General features: G+C 65.8%; 15 protein-coding genes. 14 read left to right on the top strand and 1 reads right to left on the bottom strand.

The genetic code is table 11. The features are described 5' to 3' along the window. The first annotated feature begins 183 nt into the window (after positions 1 to 183). The 6 genes from secG to ABUE31_RS20510 all read left to right on the top strand — a co-directional run bounded on the left by secG (position 184) and on the right by ABUE31_RS20510 (position 7,751). Entirely contained in the window at positions 184 to 606 is a 423-nt protein-coding gene (gene secG / locus ABUE31_RS20535) for a preprotein translocase subunit SecG (protein ID WP_367725616.1), read from the top strand. Positions 607 to 854: 248 nt separating this feature from the next. Next, positions 855 to 2,207: a L,D-transpeptidase family protein gene (locus ABUE31_RS20530; RefSeq protein WP_367725615.1), complete on the top strand. Its 1,353-nt coding sequence runs from the start codon at positions 855 to 857 to the stop codon at positions 2,205 to 2,207. A 174-nt stretch (positions 2,208 to 2,381) separates the two neighbouring features. Continuing rightward, entirely contained in the window at positions 2,382 to 4,010 is a 1,629-nt protein-coding gene (pyrG, locus tag ABUE31_RS20525) for a CTP synthase (protein WP_367725614.1), read from the top strand. Then, the gene (locus ABUE31_RS20520) at positions 4,007 to 5,017 is read left to right on the top strand and encodes a glycosyl transferase family 90 (RefSeq protein WP_367725613.1); all 1,011 of its coding nucleotides are present in this window, start codon (positions 4,007 to 4,009) and stop codon (positions 5,015 to 5,017) included. Before pyrG ends, ABUE31_RS20520 begins: the two co-directional genes overlap by 4 nt. A 130-nt stretch (positions 5,018 to 5,147) precedes the next feature. Then, positions 5,148 to 5,531 carry a RidA family protein gene (locus ABUE31_RS20515; RefSeq protein ID WP_367725612.1) on the top strand — a complete coding sequence of 128 codons (384 nt, stop codon included), beginning with the start codon at positions 5,148 to 5,150 and terminating at the stop codon, positions 5,529 to 5,531. A gap of 165 nt (positions 5,532 to 5,696) precedes the next feature. Continuing rightward, the gene (locus ABUE31_RS20510; RefSeq protein ID WP_367725611.1) at positions 5,697 to 7,751 is read left to right on the top strand and encodes an adenylate/guanylate cyclase domain-containing protein; all 2,055 of its coding nucleotides are present in this window, start codon (positions 5,697 to 5,699) and stop codon (positions 7,749 to 7,751) included. A gap of 9 nt (positions 7,752 to 7,760) precedes the next feature. On the opposite strand, the gene ABUE31_RS20505 is transcribed toward ABUE31_RS20510, so the two are convergent. Further along, the gene (locus ABUE31_RS20505) at positions 7,761 to 8,363 is read right to left on the bottom strand and encodes a YitT family protein (RefSeq protein WP_367725609.1); all 603 of its coding nucleotides are present in this window, start codon (positions 8,361 to 8,363) and stop codon (positions 7,761 to 7,763) included. 198 nt (positions 8,364 to 8,561) lie between these two features. Between ABUE31_RS20505 and kdsA the strand changes: the two genes are divergently transcribed. The 8 genes from kdsA to ABUE31_RS20465 all read left to right on the top strand — a co-directional run. Then, positions 8,562 to 9,425, top strand: coding sequence for a 3-deoxy-8-phosphooctulonate synthase (kdsA, locus tag ABUE31_RS20500; RefSeq protein ID WP_367725608.1), 864 nt, complete (start codon positions 8,562 to 8,564; stop codon positions 9,423 to 9,425). Between the two features lie 64 nt (positions 9,426 to 9,489). Beyond that, positions 9,490 to 9,693: a dodecin family protein gene (locus ABUE31_RS20495; protein ID WP_367725607.1), complete on the top strand. Its 204-nt coding sequence runs from the start codon at positions 9,490 to 9,492 to the stop codon at positions 9,691 to 9,693. An 83-nt stretch (positions 9,694 to 9,776) separates the two neighbouring features. After that, positions 9,777 to 10,145 (top strand): PRC-barrel domain-containing protein, encoded by a 369-nt coding sequence (locus ABUE31_RS20490; RefSeq protein ID WP_367725606.1) that lies wholly within the window; start codon positions 9,777 to 9,779, stop codon positions 10,143 to 10,145. Positions 10,146 to 10,548: 403 nt separating this feature from the next. Next, positions 10,549 to 11,823 carry a phosphopyruvate hydratase gene (gene eno, locus ABUE31_RS20485; RefSeq protein WP_367725605.1) on the top strand — a complete coding sequence of 425 codons (1,275 nt, stop codon included), beginning with the start codon at positions 10,549 to 10,551 and terminating at the stop codon, positions 11,821 to 11,823. A gap of 78 nt (positions 11,824 to 11,901) precedes the next feature. Continuing rightward, a complete protein-coding gene (locus ABUE31_RS20480; RefSeq protein ID WP_367725604.1) occupies positions 11,902 to 12,222 on the top strand; it encodes an FtsB family cell division protein in 321 nt (106 codons plus the stop codon). A gap of 176 nt (positions 12,223 to 12,398) precedes the next feature. Next, positions 12,399 to 13,445, top strand: coding sequence for a pyruvate dehydrogenase (acetyl-transferring) E1 component subunit alpha (pdhA, locus tag ABUE31_RS20475; protein ID WP_367725603.1), 1,047 nt, complete (start codon positions 12,399 to 12,401; stop codon positions 13,443 to 13,445). Between the two features lie 14 nt (positions 13,446 to 13,459). Then, on the top strand, positions 13,460 to 14,863 hold the full coding sequence (locus tag ABUE31_RS20470; RefSeq protein WP_367725602.1) for a pyruvate dehydrogenase complex E1 component subunit beta: 1,404 nt from the start codon (positions 13,460 to 13,462) through the stop codon (positions 14,861 to 14,863). An 18-nt stretch (positions 14,864 to 14,881) separates the two neighbouring features. Beyond that, positions 14,882 to 15,441, top strand: a 560-nt coding sequence (locus tag ABUE31_RS20465; protein ID WP_367725601.1) for a biotin/lipoyl-containing protein, incomplete at its 3' end; no start/stop codon positions are given.

The following is a 15,441-nucleotide window of genomic DNA, read 5'->3' as shown; positions in this document are numbered from 1 at the left end:
TTTGGCAAGCGGGAAGCGTCACAGGCGGGCAGGGCCATTGCGCGCGGGCCTTTGCTCCCCATATACCCCTGCGGGCTTGGAAATGCCGCGAAAGCATTGTATTGAGCCGCCTTCTTCGGGGCTCCGCCACCTTTCCGGGCGCACCCCGCATGTCCCGAAACCGGCCCTCTGGTGAAGTCTTCTATGGAAACCGTCGTCATCGTCATTCATCTGATGGTCGTTCTCGCGCTGGTCGGGGTCGTGCTCCTGCAGCGCTCCGAGGGGGGCGGCCTCGGGATCGGCGGCGGTTCCGGCTTCATGACGGCCCGCGGCGCCGCCAACGCGCTGACGCGCGCCACCGCCATCCTGGCGGCGGCCTTCTTCGCGACGTCGCTCGGCCTGTCGCTGATCGCCCGCTATGGCGCGCAGCCGCTGGACATCCTCGACCGCCAGGCGCCCGCGGGCCAGAGCCAGGGCGTTCTCGACCAACTGGGCGGATCCGATGCGCCTGCAACTCCGGCCGAGTCCGGTACGCCGACGGTGCCCGATGCGGCGCCGGCTGCAGCCCCCGCGACGGAAGCGCCCGCCGCCCCGGCACAGCAGGGCGAGCCGCAGGTCCCGAACTAGCGGTCATCCCGGAAGTGCCGGGTGGCGCACTTGCGCGCCACGAAGTCGTTACTGTGATCGTTTGAACACAGTCGCCGTAAATGCCGCCTGCATCACGAGGATTCGACCCGTGGGCCCGCTTGGCCGCGCTTGAGGCGCGTCGTCCTATTGCCGTATAAGGCGGGCGGCGGTCCATGTCGTGCGGATGTCGGCATGGCGGCTTGGGCAGGCTGAAGAGTTCAGCCTGGATTTCAGTCGGGATCGAGATCATGCAGCTTCGTAACCTCTTGCTCCTTGGCATCGGCGCTGGCCTTGCCATGAACGTCGCGGCATTCGCCGCGCCGCCCGTGCCGGCGCCTTCCACGCCCGAGACGGCAACCGTCGTCCCGGTTGCGACCAAGGCCGAGGAAGAGGCCTTGAAGAAGAAGAAAAAGGCCGCCGCAGCCAAGTCGAAGTCGAAGACCGCCGCAAAGCCGCTGACGGAGCAGGAAAAGAAGGCAGCGAAGGCGAAGGCCGAGAAGGAAAAGCTCGCCAAGGCGAAGGCGCTGAAGGAAAAGCAGCTGGCCAAGGCAAAGGCTGACAAGGAAAAGCAGCTCGCCAAGGCGAAGGCCGAGCGCGAGAAGCAGCTCGCCGCCGCCAAGGCCGAGCGCGACAAGAAGCTCGCAGCCGCCAAGGTCGAGAAGGAAAAGCGCGCGGCGCAGGCCAAGGTTGAACGCGAGAAGATGATGGCGGAACGCGCGAAGGCCGCCGAAGAGCGCAAGATCCGGCTCGCCAAGGAGGCGGAGGAGCGTAAGGTGGCGCGGGCCAAGGCGGCCGATGAACGTCGCCTGCTGCGCGAGGCCAAGGCCAAGGCGATCGAGGAACAGCGCCTGGCGAAGATCAAGGCCGAGGAAGAGCGCCAGCGCCAGGTTGCCGCCGCCGCCGAAGCCGCGCGCCAGGCCGAACTCGCCAGGCTCGCGGCCAGCCAGGTCGTCCAGACCGGCAACAACGGCGAACTGCGCAGCGAGACCGCGATGCAGGCGGCGCCGAAGCCGAACAACATTTTCGCCAACCTGTTCGGCGGCCAGCAGGTGCAGAAGGCGTCGCTCCTGCCTGAGACACGCGCGCTCGACGCCGCGCTCGAGCTGAAGGGCCCGAACAAGCGGTTCAAGGTGCCGCCGGAGTACGAGCCGCAGGTCGTGCAGTACAATTCCGGTTATCCGCGCGGGACGATCATCATCGATACGGCCGCGCATCGCCTCTACCTCATGGAAGGGTCGAGCAAGGCGCGCCGCTATGCGATCGCGGTGGGCAAGGACGGGCTGCAGTACAAGGGCACGGTCAAGGTCGGCGACAAGCAGGAATGGCCGCGCTGGATCCCGACCAAGGAGATGCAGGCGCGCGAGCCCGCCAAATACGGCCGCTATGCCGACGGCATGCCGGGCGGCGGCGCCAATCCGCTGGGCGCGCGCGCCATCTACCTCTACGAAAACGGCCGCGACACGCATCTGCGCATCCACGGCACCATCGCCCCGGAGACGATCGGCACCGATTCGTCGAACGGCTGCTTCCGCATGATCAACGAGCACGTCATGGACCTGTACAAGCGGGTGCCGGTCGGCACGCAAGTGATCGTGCTCTGAACGAAACGCATTTCGATGTGAAAAGGCCGGCTCTCGAGCCGGCCTTTTGCATGCGGCGTTCAGCGAGGCGGTGCGTCGGACTGCAGGCGACGTGGCAAAGCCGGCGTGGAAAAGCAAAAGCCCCAAAAGTTTTTGCTGGCGGAATCGTGCCGGCGGCGCTAAGCACCGACTCCCATGGCGCGATATGTTTTCATCACCGGCGGCGTGGTTTCTTCCCTTGGCAAAGGCATAGCTGCGGCGGCTCTCGGAGCCCTGCTGCAGGCGCGTGGCTACCGCGCGCGGATCAAGAAACTCGACCCCTACCTCAACGTTGATCCGGGCACGATGAGCCCGTATCAGCACGGCGAAGTGTTCGTGACCGACGACGGGGCCGAAACCGACCTCGACCTCGGCCACTACGAGCGGTTCACCAACCGGTCGGCCAACCAGGCCGACAACATCACGACCGGCCGCATCTACAAGAACATCATCGAGCGCGAGCGGCGCGGCGACTATCTCGGCGCGACCGTGCAGGTCATCCCGCACGTCACCGACGAGATCAAGAATTTCGTCACCGACGGCAACGACGACTACGACTTCGTGTTGTGCGAAATCGGCGGCACCGTGGGCGACATCGAGGCGATGCCCTTCCTCGAGGCGATCCGCCAGCTCGGCAACGACTTGCCGCGCGGCCAGGCGGTCTATGTCCATCTCACGCTGATGCCCTGGATTCCGGCGGCTGGCGAACTGAAGACCAAGCCGACCCAGCATTCGGTCAAGGAACTGCGCTCGATCGGCATCGCGCCCGACATCCTGCTGGTGCGCGCCGACCGCGCCATCCCCAAGGAAGAGCGCCGCAAGCTCTCGCTGTTCTGCAACGTGCGCGAGTCGGCCGTGATCCAGGCGCTGGATGTCGCGCATATCTACGACGTTCCGCTGGCCTATCACAGGGAAGGGCTCGATTCGGAAGTGCTGGCGGCCTTCGGCATCGATCCCGCGCCAAAACCGCGCATGGAGGCCTGGCAGAACGTCTCGTCGCTGATCCACAATCCGGAAGGCGAAGTGACGATCGCCATCGTCGGCAAGTACACCGGCCTCAAGGACGCCTACAAATCGCTGATCGAGGCACTTTCGCACGGCGGCATGGCGAACCGCGTCAAGGTCAAGCTCGACTGGATCGAGAGCGAGATCTTCGAGAAGGAGGATCCGGCGCCCTGGCTGGAGAAAGTGCACGGCATCCTTGTTCCCGGCGGCTTCGGCGAACGCGGCTCGGAGGGCAAGATCCTCGCCGCCCGGTTCGCCCGGGAGCGCAAGGTGCCGTATTTCGGCATCTGCTTCGGCATGCAGATGGCCTGCATCGAGGCTGCCCGGTCGCTGGCGGGCATCTCGCATGCGTCATCGACCGAGTTCGGCAAGACCGATGAACCGGTGGTCGGGCTGATGACCGAATGGCTCAAGGGCAACATGCTCGAGAAGCGCCGCGAAAGCGGCGATCTCGGCGGCACGATGCGCCTCGGCGCCTACGAGGCGAAACTGGCCGCCGGCTCCAAGATCGCCGAAATCTACGGCGACACGGACATTTCCGAGCGCCATCGCCACCGCTACGAGGTGAACATCGAGTACAAGGAGCGGCTTGAGGAATGCGGCCTCGTCTTTGCCGGCATGTCGCCCGACGGCGTGCTGCCCGAGACGGTCGAGTATCCCGACCATCCGTGGTTCATCGGCGTGCAGTACCATCCGGAACTGAAGAGCCGTCCGCTCGATCCACACCCGTTGTTCGCCTCCTTCATCGGCGCAGCCGTGGAGCAGAGCCGGCTGGTATGAGCGCAGGCCCGGCCGATCAGTCGAACGCAGACTGGACCCGGGAAGAGGCGCTCTACATGGAACACGCCGAACGGCTCATCGCCTCGGCGCCGATACCGGTCGTCCTGAGGAAGCAGGGCCGATACGGCGCCAGCCGCCTGATGCTGGGCCACCTGCTGGGAAGCCTGGAACTGCATTGCTCGCTCGAGCGGGGCAAGCTCAGGATCCTTTACCGGAAGCCCTGGATAATCCGCCTGCAGCAACTTGCGAACCTGATCGCCGAGGCGGTGGCGATGCTCGGTTGCCGGTCGCTGCCGCCATTTTACGTCAATTCGGGCGACAAGCCTTCCGACACCGGGACGCGTCCGATCACCGTCTTCGGAGCGTGCGCGCAGGCCGGGCATCCGGTCGTCGCGGCGCCCGATTTCGTGTTCAACGGCTGGCCCGAGGCACGGTTTCTGGATTTCGACGGCAAGGTCGCATCGCTTTGCGAGGCGTCGGCGGCGATGCCGACCCACGACCTGGCCTTCTGGACCGGACAGGGCGGGTTCCCGGCGCGTCGCGCGCTCGTTGAGCACGCATCCCGGCATCCCGATACGATCCGGGCCGTCGACGCACAGACGACCTCACACCCATCCGGAACAGTCTATCTCGGCGGCTTCACCACGATGGAAGAGCAGGTGGCGCAATACCGCTACATGATCGATGTCGAGGGAAGCGGCTACAGCGGTCGGCTGAAGCTGCTTCTCCACGCCGGACGATCGGTGCTGGTGATCGACCGGCCGTACCAGGAATTCTATTTCGGCGACCTAGAGCCATTCCGCCACTACGTGCCGGTCTCCCGATACTCTTCGAACCTGGCCGAGCAGGTGGACTGGCTGCGGTCGAACCCGGCGCGGGAAAAGGAGATCGTCGGCGAGGCCCGCGAATTTGCCCGGGCGCGGCTCACGCGCAGGGCCGCCGTCGAACGTTGGGCCCGGCTTCTCGAGCAGCATGCCCATGCGGGCGGAAAGCTGCGCTCGGGCTAGGAGGATCGACTGCGGGCGAGCGGCCCGGAGAATGTTGGAGGGACGCCGGCAGGCGCGACGGTGCTCGATCCATGGTCCTGTGTCGAAGTTGCTGGTAGAATCCCAGCGTTCTACGTCGCTGGAGTGGGCCATGCCGAAGCGCTACATCGTAGAAGTCGATGGCGTTCCGCCGTCGCCGTCGCCGATAAGCAATGCGGTCGTCGTCGGCAACCAATGCTGGATCAGCGGGCAGCTCTCGGTCGGTGACGACGGCGCCTATGTACCGGGGAGCGCGCGCGAGGAGGCCTCGCGTGCCTTCGCTCACGTCTTCCGGATAGCAGAGGCGGCTGGGTTCTCCCGATCGGACATCGTCTATGTCGATCTGGCGTTCATAGACCTCGCCGACGTCAAGGAGGTGAACGGCCTGTTCGGCGAACTGTTCCCTGAGGGCCGTCGGCCCGCCAGAACCGTCTACCAGGCGGCAAAACTGCCCTTTGGCGGCAGGATCAAGGTGCAGGCGGTGGCGCCGCGCTGAAGCCAAGCGGTGATGCCTGGAGTGCGGCGACCTGACCTCTCGCGTGTTTGGAAGCTGGATGCGGTCATCCGCCTTTGCCGCCATCCACTGCCGACCGCCGCCTGACGCTGCCGTCGTTTCGCCGGCTGCCGTCCGTGCTATGCAGGGGCAAGAGGGGAATCAACTGTGGACAGGCAGGACAAGACCACGTCTCGCCCCGTGGCCAGCCACGACGACGCCGGCGAGCAGCGCGTGCTTCGCTGGGCGAAGCCGCTGCGCGTCCACCTCAGCGTCATCATCGTCCTGCTTCTGGTCGCGATCTCGGTTCCGCTGATGTGGCTGACCTTCTACGAAGGTCGCCGGTCCGCGCTGGAATCGGCGGAACAGCAGATCAAGCTTCTCTCCCGGGGGACGATCGACCTCTACGAGACCGTGTTCCAGGACGGCCACAACCTCATCACCACCGGCGCCGTGCTGCCATCGCTCGCCACGGAGCCGCCTGCGGATCTCGACATCAAGCGCGAGTTCCTGGTGCGGGCCCTGCGCGGGTCGTCGCATCTCGACGCCGTCTACATCGGATATCCGAGCGGCGCCTTCTTCCATATCCTACGCGCCGACAGCAGCAAGCGATGGCGCGACGCGGTTTCCGCGCCCGCCGCCGCGACCTACGGCATGCGCGTCGTTCTCCGTGCCGCCGATGGCGCTGCCTTGTCCACCTGGCACTTCCTTGATGCGGAGGGCCGATTGATCGGCTCAGGCACCGCGCGGGAGAGCGACTACGATCCACGACGGCGGCCCTGGTACCGCGCCGCTATCCGGGCCGATGGACCGATTTCCACGGCCCCCTACAGTTCGGCCAGCACGAGTTCGCTGACGCTGACGCTGGCGGCGTCGACCCTGGCCGATCGGACCGTTGTCATCGGCGCCGACGTACTGCTCGAAACGATTAGCCGCATGATGGAGGAGCATGCGGTGTCGGAGCATTCCGTCGGATACGTCTTCGACGGCGACGGCAAGCTGATCGTTCATTCGGACCCGGAGGCGATGGCGGCGCTCCTGACGGACCTGCCGGCGCGGAGTGCGCTGGCTGCGAACGACGACCCGGTGCTGACCGCCGGAATCGTCGGCGAGGTTCTGGCGCGCGCATCGTCGGGGGGCTCGGCCGCGTTGTCGGACCCGGTGCTGGCGGCGGCCCAGGCCATGCTCGACACGACGCCCGACACGGGTGTCGGCCGGTCATCGGTCTTCGAGGTCGACACGGTTCCATGGCTTGCGCGCTTCTCCTCGTTCGGCTCAGCGCACCTGCTCGACGGCTACCGAATCGTCATCGCAGCCCCGGTCGCCGATTTCACGGCCGCGAATGTCGAGCTCCTGAGGAAGACGCTCGCGATCGCCGCAGTGCTGGTCATCGCCGGGATAATCACTGCGATCATGGTGTCGCGACGCATCAGCCGCGCGCTGGTCGCGCTCGCCATCGATGCGGCCCAGATCGGCAATCTCGACTTCGACAACTGGAAGGTCGCCAATTCGCTGATCAGCGAAATCAACATGCTGGCACGGGCGCTGTCGTCTGCGCGCAACGCGATCCGGACCTTCGCGGTCTACGTGCCGCGCGAACTGGTGCGCCGCATCGTGGCGTCGGGTCAGGCCGCGGCGGGAGCGGCCGAGCGGCGCGAAGTGACGGTCCTCTTCACCGACATTCGCGATTTCACGACCATCTCGGAGCAACACTCGCCGGAGGAGGTGGTCGACCTGCTCGGCGTCTATTTCGAGACCATGAACAGGGTGGTCGAACGCCACGGCGGGGTGATCGTGCAATATCTCGGCGACTCGATCTACGCGATGTGGAACGCGCCGACGGAAAACCCCGACCATGTCGCGGCCGGATGCCGCTGCGTGGTGGAACTGAAGGCGGAGATCGACCGGCTGAACGCCGCCAACCTTGCCGCCGGCCGTCCCGAACTCATCACGCGCTTCGGCATCCATACGGGCATCGCCGTCGTCGGCAGCGTCGGTGCGGAGGACCGCAGGCAATATACGGCGATGGGCGACACGGTGAACGTCGCGTCGCGCCTCGAGGGCATGAACAAGGAGTTCGGCACGACGATCCTGGCCAGCGCCGCCGTCCGGGAACGGGCAGGGCCGGGGATCGACTTCCGGCCGCTCGGCGCAGCGACGGCAAAGGGCCGCCACGCGCAGATCGAGGTCTTCGAAGTGACCGCCCCAGCCAGCGCCGCGTAGCGGGACAGCTCAGCTCATCGCCATGTAGCGCCCGGGTCGATGGTTGATCGCCAGCGTCAGGTTGAGCACGACGGCGCCGAGCACCGACAGCGCGGCGCTCTGCCACGGGATGAAGAACAGGGCGACCGCGAGGATCGCGAGGTCGACGCAGAGCTGGAACCATCCGGCGCGGATGCCGTGGTTGTCCTGCAGGTAGAGGCCGAGGATCGAAAATCCGCCGAGACCGGCGCGGTGCCGGAACAGGATGAGCAGCCCGACACCCATCAGCGCACCGCCGGCGACCGCGGCGAAGACCGGATTGACGGTGTCGAGCCCGATGACATCGGGCGCAAAGCGCGTCATCAGCGAAAGGATGACGATCGCGGCGAAGGTGCGGATGGTGAACGGCCAGCCCATGCGGCGCACCGCGAGCCAGAAGAAGGGCAGGTTCACCAGCACGAAGCCGACGCCGAACGGCAGGCCGGCCGCGTATTGCAAAAGAAGCGCGATACCGGCGGCGCTGCCGGTGACCAGCGACACCTTCGCGTAGAGCACGATGCCGAGCGCCACGAACAGGGTGCCGTTGAACAGCGCCAGGATATCTTCGTAGAAGCGGTGACGGTTGTCTTCCACGCGCGGCGCTCCGTTGCCCGGCGCACTATATCCGCCGGGCGGGGCGCGACAAGCACGGCAGTGGGCCGCAGGCGTCGAGCACGGCTGCCGGGTTGTGGCCGTTCCGCTGGGTCGGTTGCAAGGCGGGCTCACGGGGGGGCGCGCTTGAACCTTGGCGCGGATTCGGGCACATGGCCGCCAGAGATCGCGAGGAACCCCATGAGCGCGCCCAGCAAGACTGCCACCGAAGCCCCGAACCCCGAGGTCCGCGTCGGCAAGGCGCTGTTCGCCAACAACGCGCCGCTGTCGCTGATCGCCGGCCCGTGCCAGCTCGAATCGCGGGGGCACGCCTTCGACATGGCCGGCGCGCTGAAGGAACTGACCGAGAAGCTCGGAATCGGCTTCGTCTACAAGTCGAGCTACGACAAGGCCAACCGGTCGTCTCTGGGCTCGACGCGGGGCGCCGGCCTAGAAGCGGCCCTGCCGGTCTTCGCCGACCTGCGCAAGGAGCTCGGTGTGCCGGTGCTGACCGACGTCCACACCGAGGAGCAATGCGCCATCGTGGCCGAGGTCGTCGACGTGCTGCAGATTCCCGCCTTCCTGTCCCGCCAGACCGACCTGCTGGTGGCGGCCGCAAAGACCGGCAAGGTCGTCAACGTGAAGAAGGGGCAGTTCCTGGCGCCCTGGGACATGAAGAACGTCGTCGCCAAGGTCACGGGGTCTGGCAACGCCAACGTGCTGGTCACCGAACGCGGCGCGTCGTTCGGCTACAACACGCTGGTCTCCGACATGCGCGCGCTGCCGATCATGGCCGATCTCGGCGCACCGGTGATCTTCGACGCCACGCATTCGGTGCAGCAGCCGGGCGGGCAGGGGGCGACCTCCGGGGGTGAACGGCGCTTCGTCGCCACGCTGGCGCGCGCCGCCGTGGCGGTCGGCGTCGCCGGCGTCTTCATCGAGACGCACGAGGATCCCGACAACTCGACCTCGTCCGACGGTCCGAACATGGTGCCCCTGAAGGACATGCCCGCCCTCATCGAAAGCCTGATGAAGCTCGACGAAGTGGCCAAAAGCACAGGTTGAGGCGGCCGCTTTCCGGTCGTAGGCTGGGCTGCGTAGACTTCATGGCGTTCCGAAGGAGGAACCGATGTCTGTAGCCCGTGTCACCGAGATCACCGCATCGTCGAAGAAGAGCTTCCAGGACGCGATCGAGAAGGGCATCTCGCGCGCCGCCAAGACGCTGAAGAACGTCCAGGGCGCCTGGATCCAGGAGCAGAAGGTCGTCGTCGAGGACGGCCAGATCGCCGCCTACCGGGTCAACAAGAAGGTGACCTTCATCCTCACCGACTGACGCGGTTGCAGCGGTCCAAAAGCCGGAACCTTTGGCAGCGGCGTTCATTTCTCTCCCATCGTCCATCAACGAGGAGCGAGACAATGAACACCCATACGCCAAGCGGCCACACCAACGCCATCACCGCGTCGCGGGTCATCGGCACGGCCGTGTACAACATGTCGGGCGACCATATCGGATCGATCGAAGACGTGATGCTGGAGAAGATGTCGAACGGGATCATGTTCGCCGTGATCGGGTTCGGCGGCTTCCTCGGCATCGGCGAGAAATATCACGCGATCCCGTGGTCGGCGCTCGACTACGACGAGGAAAAAGGCGGCTACGTCGTGCCGTTCACCAAGGCGCAGCTCGAGGCAGGGCCGTCCTATTCGATCAACGAACTGACCCGCGGCGACGGCACGCTGGCGCGCGACGAATCCTACAGCTACTACAAGGTCGACCCGTACTGGTGATCGTCCGCGCCCAACAGACCGCTTCACGGATAACCCCGCCCGCGCACGCAGGCGGGGTTTTCGTCGTCTGCCGTCAATGTGAGACAAGGGGCGCGATCGGCCTGCCGGCGTCATGAGAAGCCTGCGGGTTGCAGGACGTCAGGAACGCCGCGGCGATAAGCAACAAACTCAGGATACCGGGAAACTCGGACATGGCGAAACCCTCCGTTTCGCCCCGCGCAACCTCGAAGCTATCCGAAATCCCGGGGACCGGCAGGTCCCCAAACATGACAAATCGTAACAGCCGGCACCAATTCGTGAATCCGTCGCAGGATTCCTATAAATGGGCGGGCCGGATTGAATTTTGCCGGGCTTCCACTAAGACGGGCGCGACATTTCACACGACTTTTCTCGGGGATTCCAAATGACCGCCATCATCGACATCATCGGCCGCGAGATACTGGACAGCCGCGGCAATCCGACCGTCGAGGTCGACGTCGTGCTCGAGGACGGCTCGATGGGGCGCGCCGCCGTCCCGTCGGGCGCGTCCACCGGCGCGCATGAAGCGGTCGAGCTTCGCGACGGCGGCCCGCGCTATCTCGGCAAGGGCGTGGAGCGCGCAGTCGAGGCCGTCAACGGCGAACTGTTCGAGGCGATCGGCGGCCTCGAGGCCGAAGACCAGATCCACATCGACCGCACCATGATCGAACTCGACGGCACGCCGAACAAGGCACGGCTCGGCGCCAACGCCATCCTCGGCGTTTCGCTGGCGGTGGCCAAGGCGGCGTCGGAAGCGTCGGGCCTGCCGCTCTACCGCTATCTCGGCGGGCCGAACGCGCATGTGCTGCCGGTGCCGATGATGAACATCATCAACGGCGGCGCGCATGCCGACAACCCGATCGACTTCCAGGAATTCATGATCATGCCGGTCGGCGCGCCCAGCCTGCGCGACGCGGTGCGCTGGGGGTCCGAAATCTTCCACACGCTGAAGAAGCGCCTGAAGGATGCCGGCCACAACACCAATGTCGGCGACGAAGGCGGCTTCGCGCCCAACCTCAAGAACGCACAGGCCGCGCTCGACTTCGTCGTCGCCTCGATCGAGGCCGCCGGCTTCAAGCCGGGCGAGGAGGTCGCGATAGGCCTCGACTGCGCCTCGACCGAATTCTTCAAGGACGGCAACTACGTCTATGAGGGCGAGCGCAAGACGCGCGACCCCAAGGCGCAGGCGAAATACCTGGCCAAGCTGGCCGCCGACTACCCGATCATCTCGATCGAGGACGGCATGGCCGAGGACGACTGGGAGGGCTGGAAGTACCTGACCGACCTCTGCGGCGACAAGGTGCAGCTGGTCGGCGACGATCTCTTCGTCACCAACACCGCGCGCCTCAGGGACGGCATCCGCATGGGCGTCGGCAATTCGATCCTGGTCAAGGTCAACCAGATCGGCTCGCTGACCGAGACGCTCGAAGCCGTCGATACCGCGCACCGGGCGGGCTACACGGCGGTGATGTCGCACCGCTCCGGCGAGACCGAGGATTCGACGATTGCCGACCTCGCGGTGGCGACCAACTGCGGACAGATCAAGACCGGCTCGCTGGCCCGTTCCGATCGCACGGCGAAGTACAACCAGCTCATCCGCATCGAGGAAGAGCTGGGCAAGCAGGCGCGCTACGCCGGCACCTCGATCCTGAAGGCCTGACGACACGCATCGCGGCTCCCGCTAACCGTCCATTAAGCACAATGGAGCGAGATAGGCGGGCAGAACGGGAGCCGCCGCATGTGGACGCGCCAGCACAAGCAGAGAAATACCGGCCGCCTCATCGTGCCGGCGGTGTCGGCGCTGTTCCTGACCTATTTCGGCTTCCACGCCTATCACGGCGAATTCGGCATCTATTCCAAATATCTCTATGAGGCGCAGGCCGTCGAGCTGCAGGCCAGCCTCGATGCGGTGACGGCGCAACGCGTCGAACTGGAGCGCCGCGTGCAGCTTCTGCACGACGGAACGCTCGAGAAGGACATGCTCGACGAGCAGGCGCGCCGGGCGCTCAACCTCTCGCAGGCCGACGAGATCGTCATCATGCGGTCGTCGCTTCGCTGATTAACCGGAATTTGGTTATTCTCAAGAATTTTCAATGATTTTAGGTGCTTAGGCCGCATGCCAGCCATGCGTTTTTCCGCATGGTTCGACGGTGACAGGCGTGCTAGCGTCTGTACAAATCGAGGGTGCCGCATCCTCGGACATGTCCGCGAAGAGACAAACATAGGGAGTGATGTATGGCCGTCGCCGCCAAGAAGGCGTCCGCTAAGAAACCCAAGGCGGATGCAAAACCCCTCCAGGGACCCACCGCGCCGAAACCGGCGAACTTCACCAAGGAGCAGGAGCGCGCCGCCTATCGCGAGATGCTGCTCATCCGGCGGTTCGAAGAGAAGGCCGGCCAGCTCTACGGCATGGGCTTCATCGGCGGCTTCTGCCACCTCTACATCGGCCAGGAGGCCGTGGTCACCGGCATGAAGATGGCGCTGATCGACGGCGACCAGATGATCACTGCCTATCGCGACCATGGCCACATGCTGGCGATGGACATGAGCCCGCGCGGCGTCATGGCCGAGCTGACCGGGCGCCGTGGAGGCTACTCCAAGGGCAAGGGCGGCTCGATGCACATGTTCTCCAAGGAGAAGAATTTCTACGGGGGGCACGGCATCGTCGGCGCCCAGGTGTCGCTCGGTACCGGGCTCGCCTTTGCCAACCGCTACCGCGGCAACAAGAACGTGTCGCTGACCTATTTCGGAGACGGCGCGGCGAACCAGGGCCAGGTCTACGAGAGCTTCAACATGGCCTCGTTGTGGAAGCTGCCGGTCATCTACGTCATCGAGAACAACCGCTACGCCATGGGCACCTCGGTCACGCGTTCGTCGGCGGAGACGGATTTCTCGCAGCGCGGCCTTTCCTTCCGCATTCCCGGCATGCAGGTCGACGGCATGGACGTGCGGGCGGTGAAATCGGCCGCCGAGGTTGCCGTCGAGTGGTGTCGCTCCGGCAAGGGGCCGATCATCCTCGAGATGCAGACCTACCGCTATCGCGGCCACTCGATGTCCGACCCGGCGAAATACCGCTCGAAGGACGAAGTGCAGAAGATGCGCTCCGAGCACGACCCGATCGAGCAGGTAAAGGCGCGCCTGATCGCCAAGAAGTGGGCGAGCGAGGACGACCTGAAGGCCATCGACAAGGAGGTTCGCGACATCGTGGCGGACGCCGCGGAGTTCGCGCAGACCGATCCCGAGCCGGATGCATCCGAGCTCTGGACCGACATCGTACTTTGAGGGGGAGCGCGACCATGCCCATCGAGATCCTGATGCCCGCGCTTTCCCCGACGATGGAGGAAGGCAATGTTTCAAAATGGCTGAAGAAGGAAGGCGACAAGATCGTCGCCGGTGACGTGATCGCCGAGATCGAGACCGACAAGGCGACCATGGAGGTCGAGGCGGTCGATGAAGGCACCCTGGCCAAGATCGTGGTGCCCGCCGGCACCGAAGGCGTGAAGGTCAACACGCCGATCGCCATCCTGGCGGTCGAGGGCGAGGACGCCGCCAAGGCCGGCGCTGGCGCGCCCGCCAGGGAAGCGGTCCCCGCTAAGACAGCCGAAGACGAGAAGGTGGCCGATGCCGCGGCGCCTGCCCCGGCAGCCGAGCCGGCAAAGGTTCCCGCCGCGCCGAAGGCGCAGATCGCCGCCGACCCCGACATTCCCGCCGGCACCGAGATGGTGTCGATGACCGTGCGCGAAGCCCTGCGCGACGCCATGGCCGAGGAGATGCGCCGCGACGAGGACGTGTTCGTCATGGGCGAGGAGGTCGCCGAGTACCAGGGCGCCTACAAGATCACGCAGGGGCTGCTGCAGGAATTCGGCCCGCGCCGCGTGGTCGATACGCCGATCACCGAGCACGGCTTCGCCGGCGTCGGCGTCGGCGCGGCGATGGCCGGCCTGAAGCCGATCGTCGAGTTCATGACCTTCAACTTCGCCATGCAGGCGATCGACCAGATCGTCAATTCGGCGGCGAAGACGCTCTACATGTCGGGCGGCCAGATGGGCGCGCCGATCGTGTTTCGCGGTCCCAACGGCGCGGCGGCCCGCGTCGCCGCCCAGCACAGCCAGGACTATGCCGCCTGGTACAGCCACATCCCGGGCCTGAAGGTGATCCAGCCCTATTCGGCGGCCGATGCCAAGGGCCTGCTCAAGGCGGCGATCCGCGATCCCAACCCGGTCATCTTCCTGGAGAACGAAATCCTCTACGGTCATCATTTCGATGTGCCGAAGCTCGACGATTTCGTGCTGCCGATCGGCAAGGCCCGCATCCACAAGGCGGGTCGGGACGTCACCATCGTCTCCTGGGGCATCGGCATGACCTATGCGGTGAAGGCGGAGGCCGAACTCGCCGGTCTCGGCATCGACGCCGAGGTGATCGATCTCAGAACGATCCGCCCGATGGACCTCGACACGGTGATCGCGTCGGTGCGCAAGACGAACCGGCTGGTCGTCGTGGAGGAGGGCTTCCCGCAGTCCTCGGTCGGCGACTTCATCGCCAACCAGGTGTCGCAGCGGGCCTTCGACCATCTCGACGCGCCGGTCATCACCATCGCCGGCAAGGACGTGCCGATGCCTTATGCGGCCAACCTCGAAAAACTGGCGCTGCCGAATGTCGGCGAGGTCGTCGAGGCGGTGAAAGCCGTCACCTATCGCTGAGCCGGGTGGGAGGAAGCCATGCCGATCAACATTACCATGCCCGCCCTCTCGCCCACCATGGAAGAGGGCAACCTCGCCAAGTGGCTGGTCAAGGAAGGTGACAAGGTTTCGCCCGGCGACGTGATCGCCGAGATCGAGACGGACAAGGCGACGATGGAAGTCGAAGCCGTCGATGAAGGAACGGTCGCCAAGATCGTGGTTCCCGCCGGAACGGAGGGCGTGAAGGTCAACGCGCTGATCGCCGTCCTCGCGGGCGAGGACGAGGATGCCGGCGCCGCCGCCAAGGCGGGCGCGGCCGAAAAGGCGGAGGCGCCGAAGCAGGAAGCCGCGAAGGCGGAAGCGCCGAAGGCCGAGCCGGTGAAGGCAGAGAAGCCGGCGCCGAGCGCCGCGGCCCCGGCCGCAAACGGCCATGCAGCCGGCGACCGCGTGTTCGCCTCGCCATTGGCACGCCGCATCGCGAAGGACGCCGGCGTCGACATCGCGTCGGTCGCCGGGTCCGGCCCGCACGGTCGCATCGTCCGGGCCGATGTCGAGGCGATGGTCGCCGGCGGCAAGGCCGCGCCCGCGGCAAGGGCCGA

Source organism: Mesorhizobium marinum (genome assembly GCF_040813675.1).
GTDB classification, from domain to species: Bacteria; Pseudomonadota; Alphaproteobacteria; order Rhizobiales; family Rhizobiaceae; genus Mesorhizobium_K; species Mesorhizobium_K marinum.
Note: the sequence above shows the minus strand (reverse complement) of the source record. Positions and strands in the feature narration are given on the sequence as shown.

What these genes read in the sequence shown, in the direction of transcription:
- secG (WP_367725616.1), top strand. Translation starts at nt 184, where the DNA reads ATGGAAACCGTCGTCATCGTCATTCATCTGATGGTCGTTCTCGCGCTG.
- ABUE31_RS20530 (WP_367725615.1), top strand. Translation starts at nt 855, where the DNA reads ATGCAGCTTCGTAACCTCTTGCTCCTTGGCATCGGCGCTGGCCTTGCC.
- pyrG (WP_367725614.1), top strand. Translation starts at nt 2,382, where the DNA reads ATGGCGCGATATGTTTTCATCACCGGCGGCGTGGTTTCTTCCCTTGGC.
- ABUE31_RS20520 (WP_367725613.1), top strand. Translation starts at nt 4,007, where the DNA reads ATGAGCGCAGGCCCGGCCGATCAGTCGAACGCAGACTGGACCCGGGAA.
- ABUE31_RS20515 (WP_367725612.1), top strand. Translation starts at nt 5,148, where the DNA reads ATGCCGAAGCGCTACATCGTAGAAGTCGATGGCGTTCCGCCGTCGCCG.
- kdsA (WP_367725608.1), top strand. Translation starts at nt 8,562, where the DNA reads ATGAGCGCGCCCAGCAAGACTGCCACCGAAGCCCCGAACCCCGAGGTC.
- ABUE31_RS20495 (WP_367725607.1), top strand. Translation starts at nt 9,490, where the DNA reads ATGTCTGTAGCCCGTGTCACCGAGATCACCGCATCGTCGAAGAAGAGC.
- ABUE31_RS20490 (WP_367725606.1), top strand. Translation starts at nt 9,777, where the DNA reads ATGAACACCCATACGCCAAGCGGCCACACCAACGCCATCACCGCGTCG.
- eno (WP_367725605.1), top strand. Translation starts at nt 10,549, where the DNA reads ATGACCGCCATCATCGACATCATCGGCCGCGAGATACTGGACAGCCGC.
- ABUE31_RS20480 (WP_367725604.1), top strand. Translation starts at nt 11,902, where the DNA reads ATGTGGACGCGCCAGCACAAGCAGAGAAATACCGGCCGCCTCATCGTG.
- pdhA (WP_367725603.1), top strand. Translation starts at nt 12,399, where the DNA reads ATGGCCGTCGCCGCCAAGAAGGCGTCCGCTAAGAAACCCAAGGCGGAT.
- ABUE31_RS20470 (WP_367725602.1), top strand. Translation starts at nt 13,460, where the DNA reads ATGCCCATCGAGATCCTGATGCCCGCGCTTTCCCCGACGATGGAGGAA.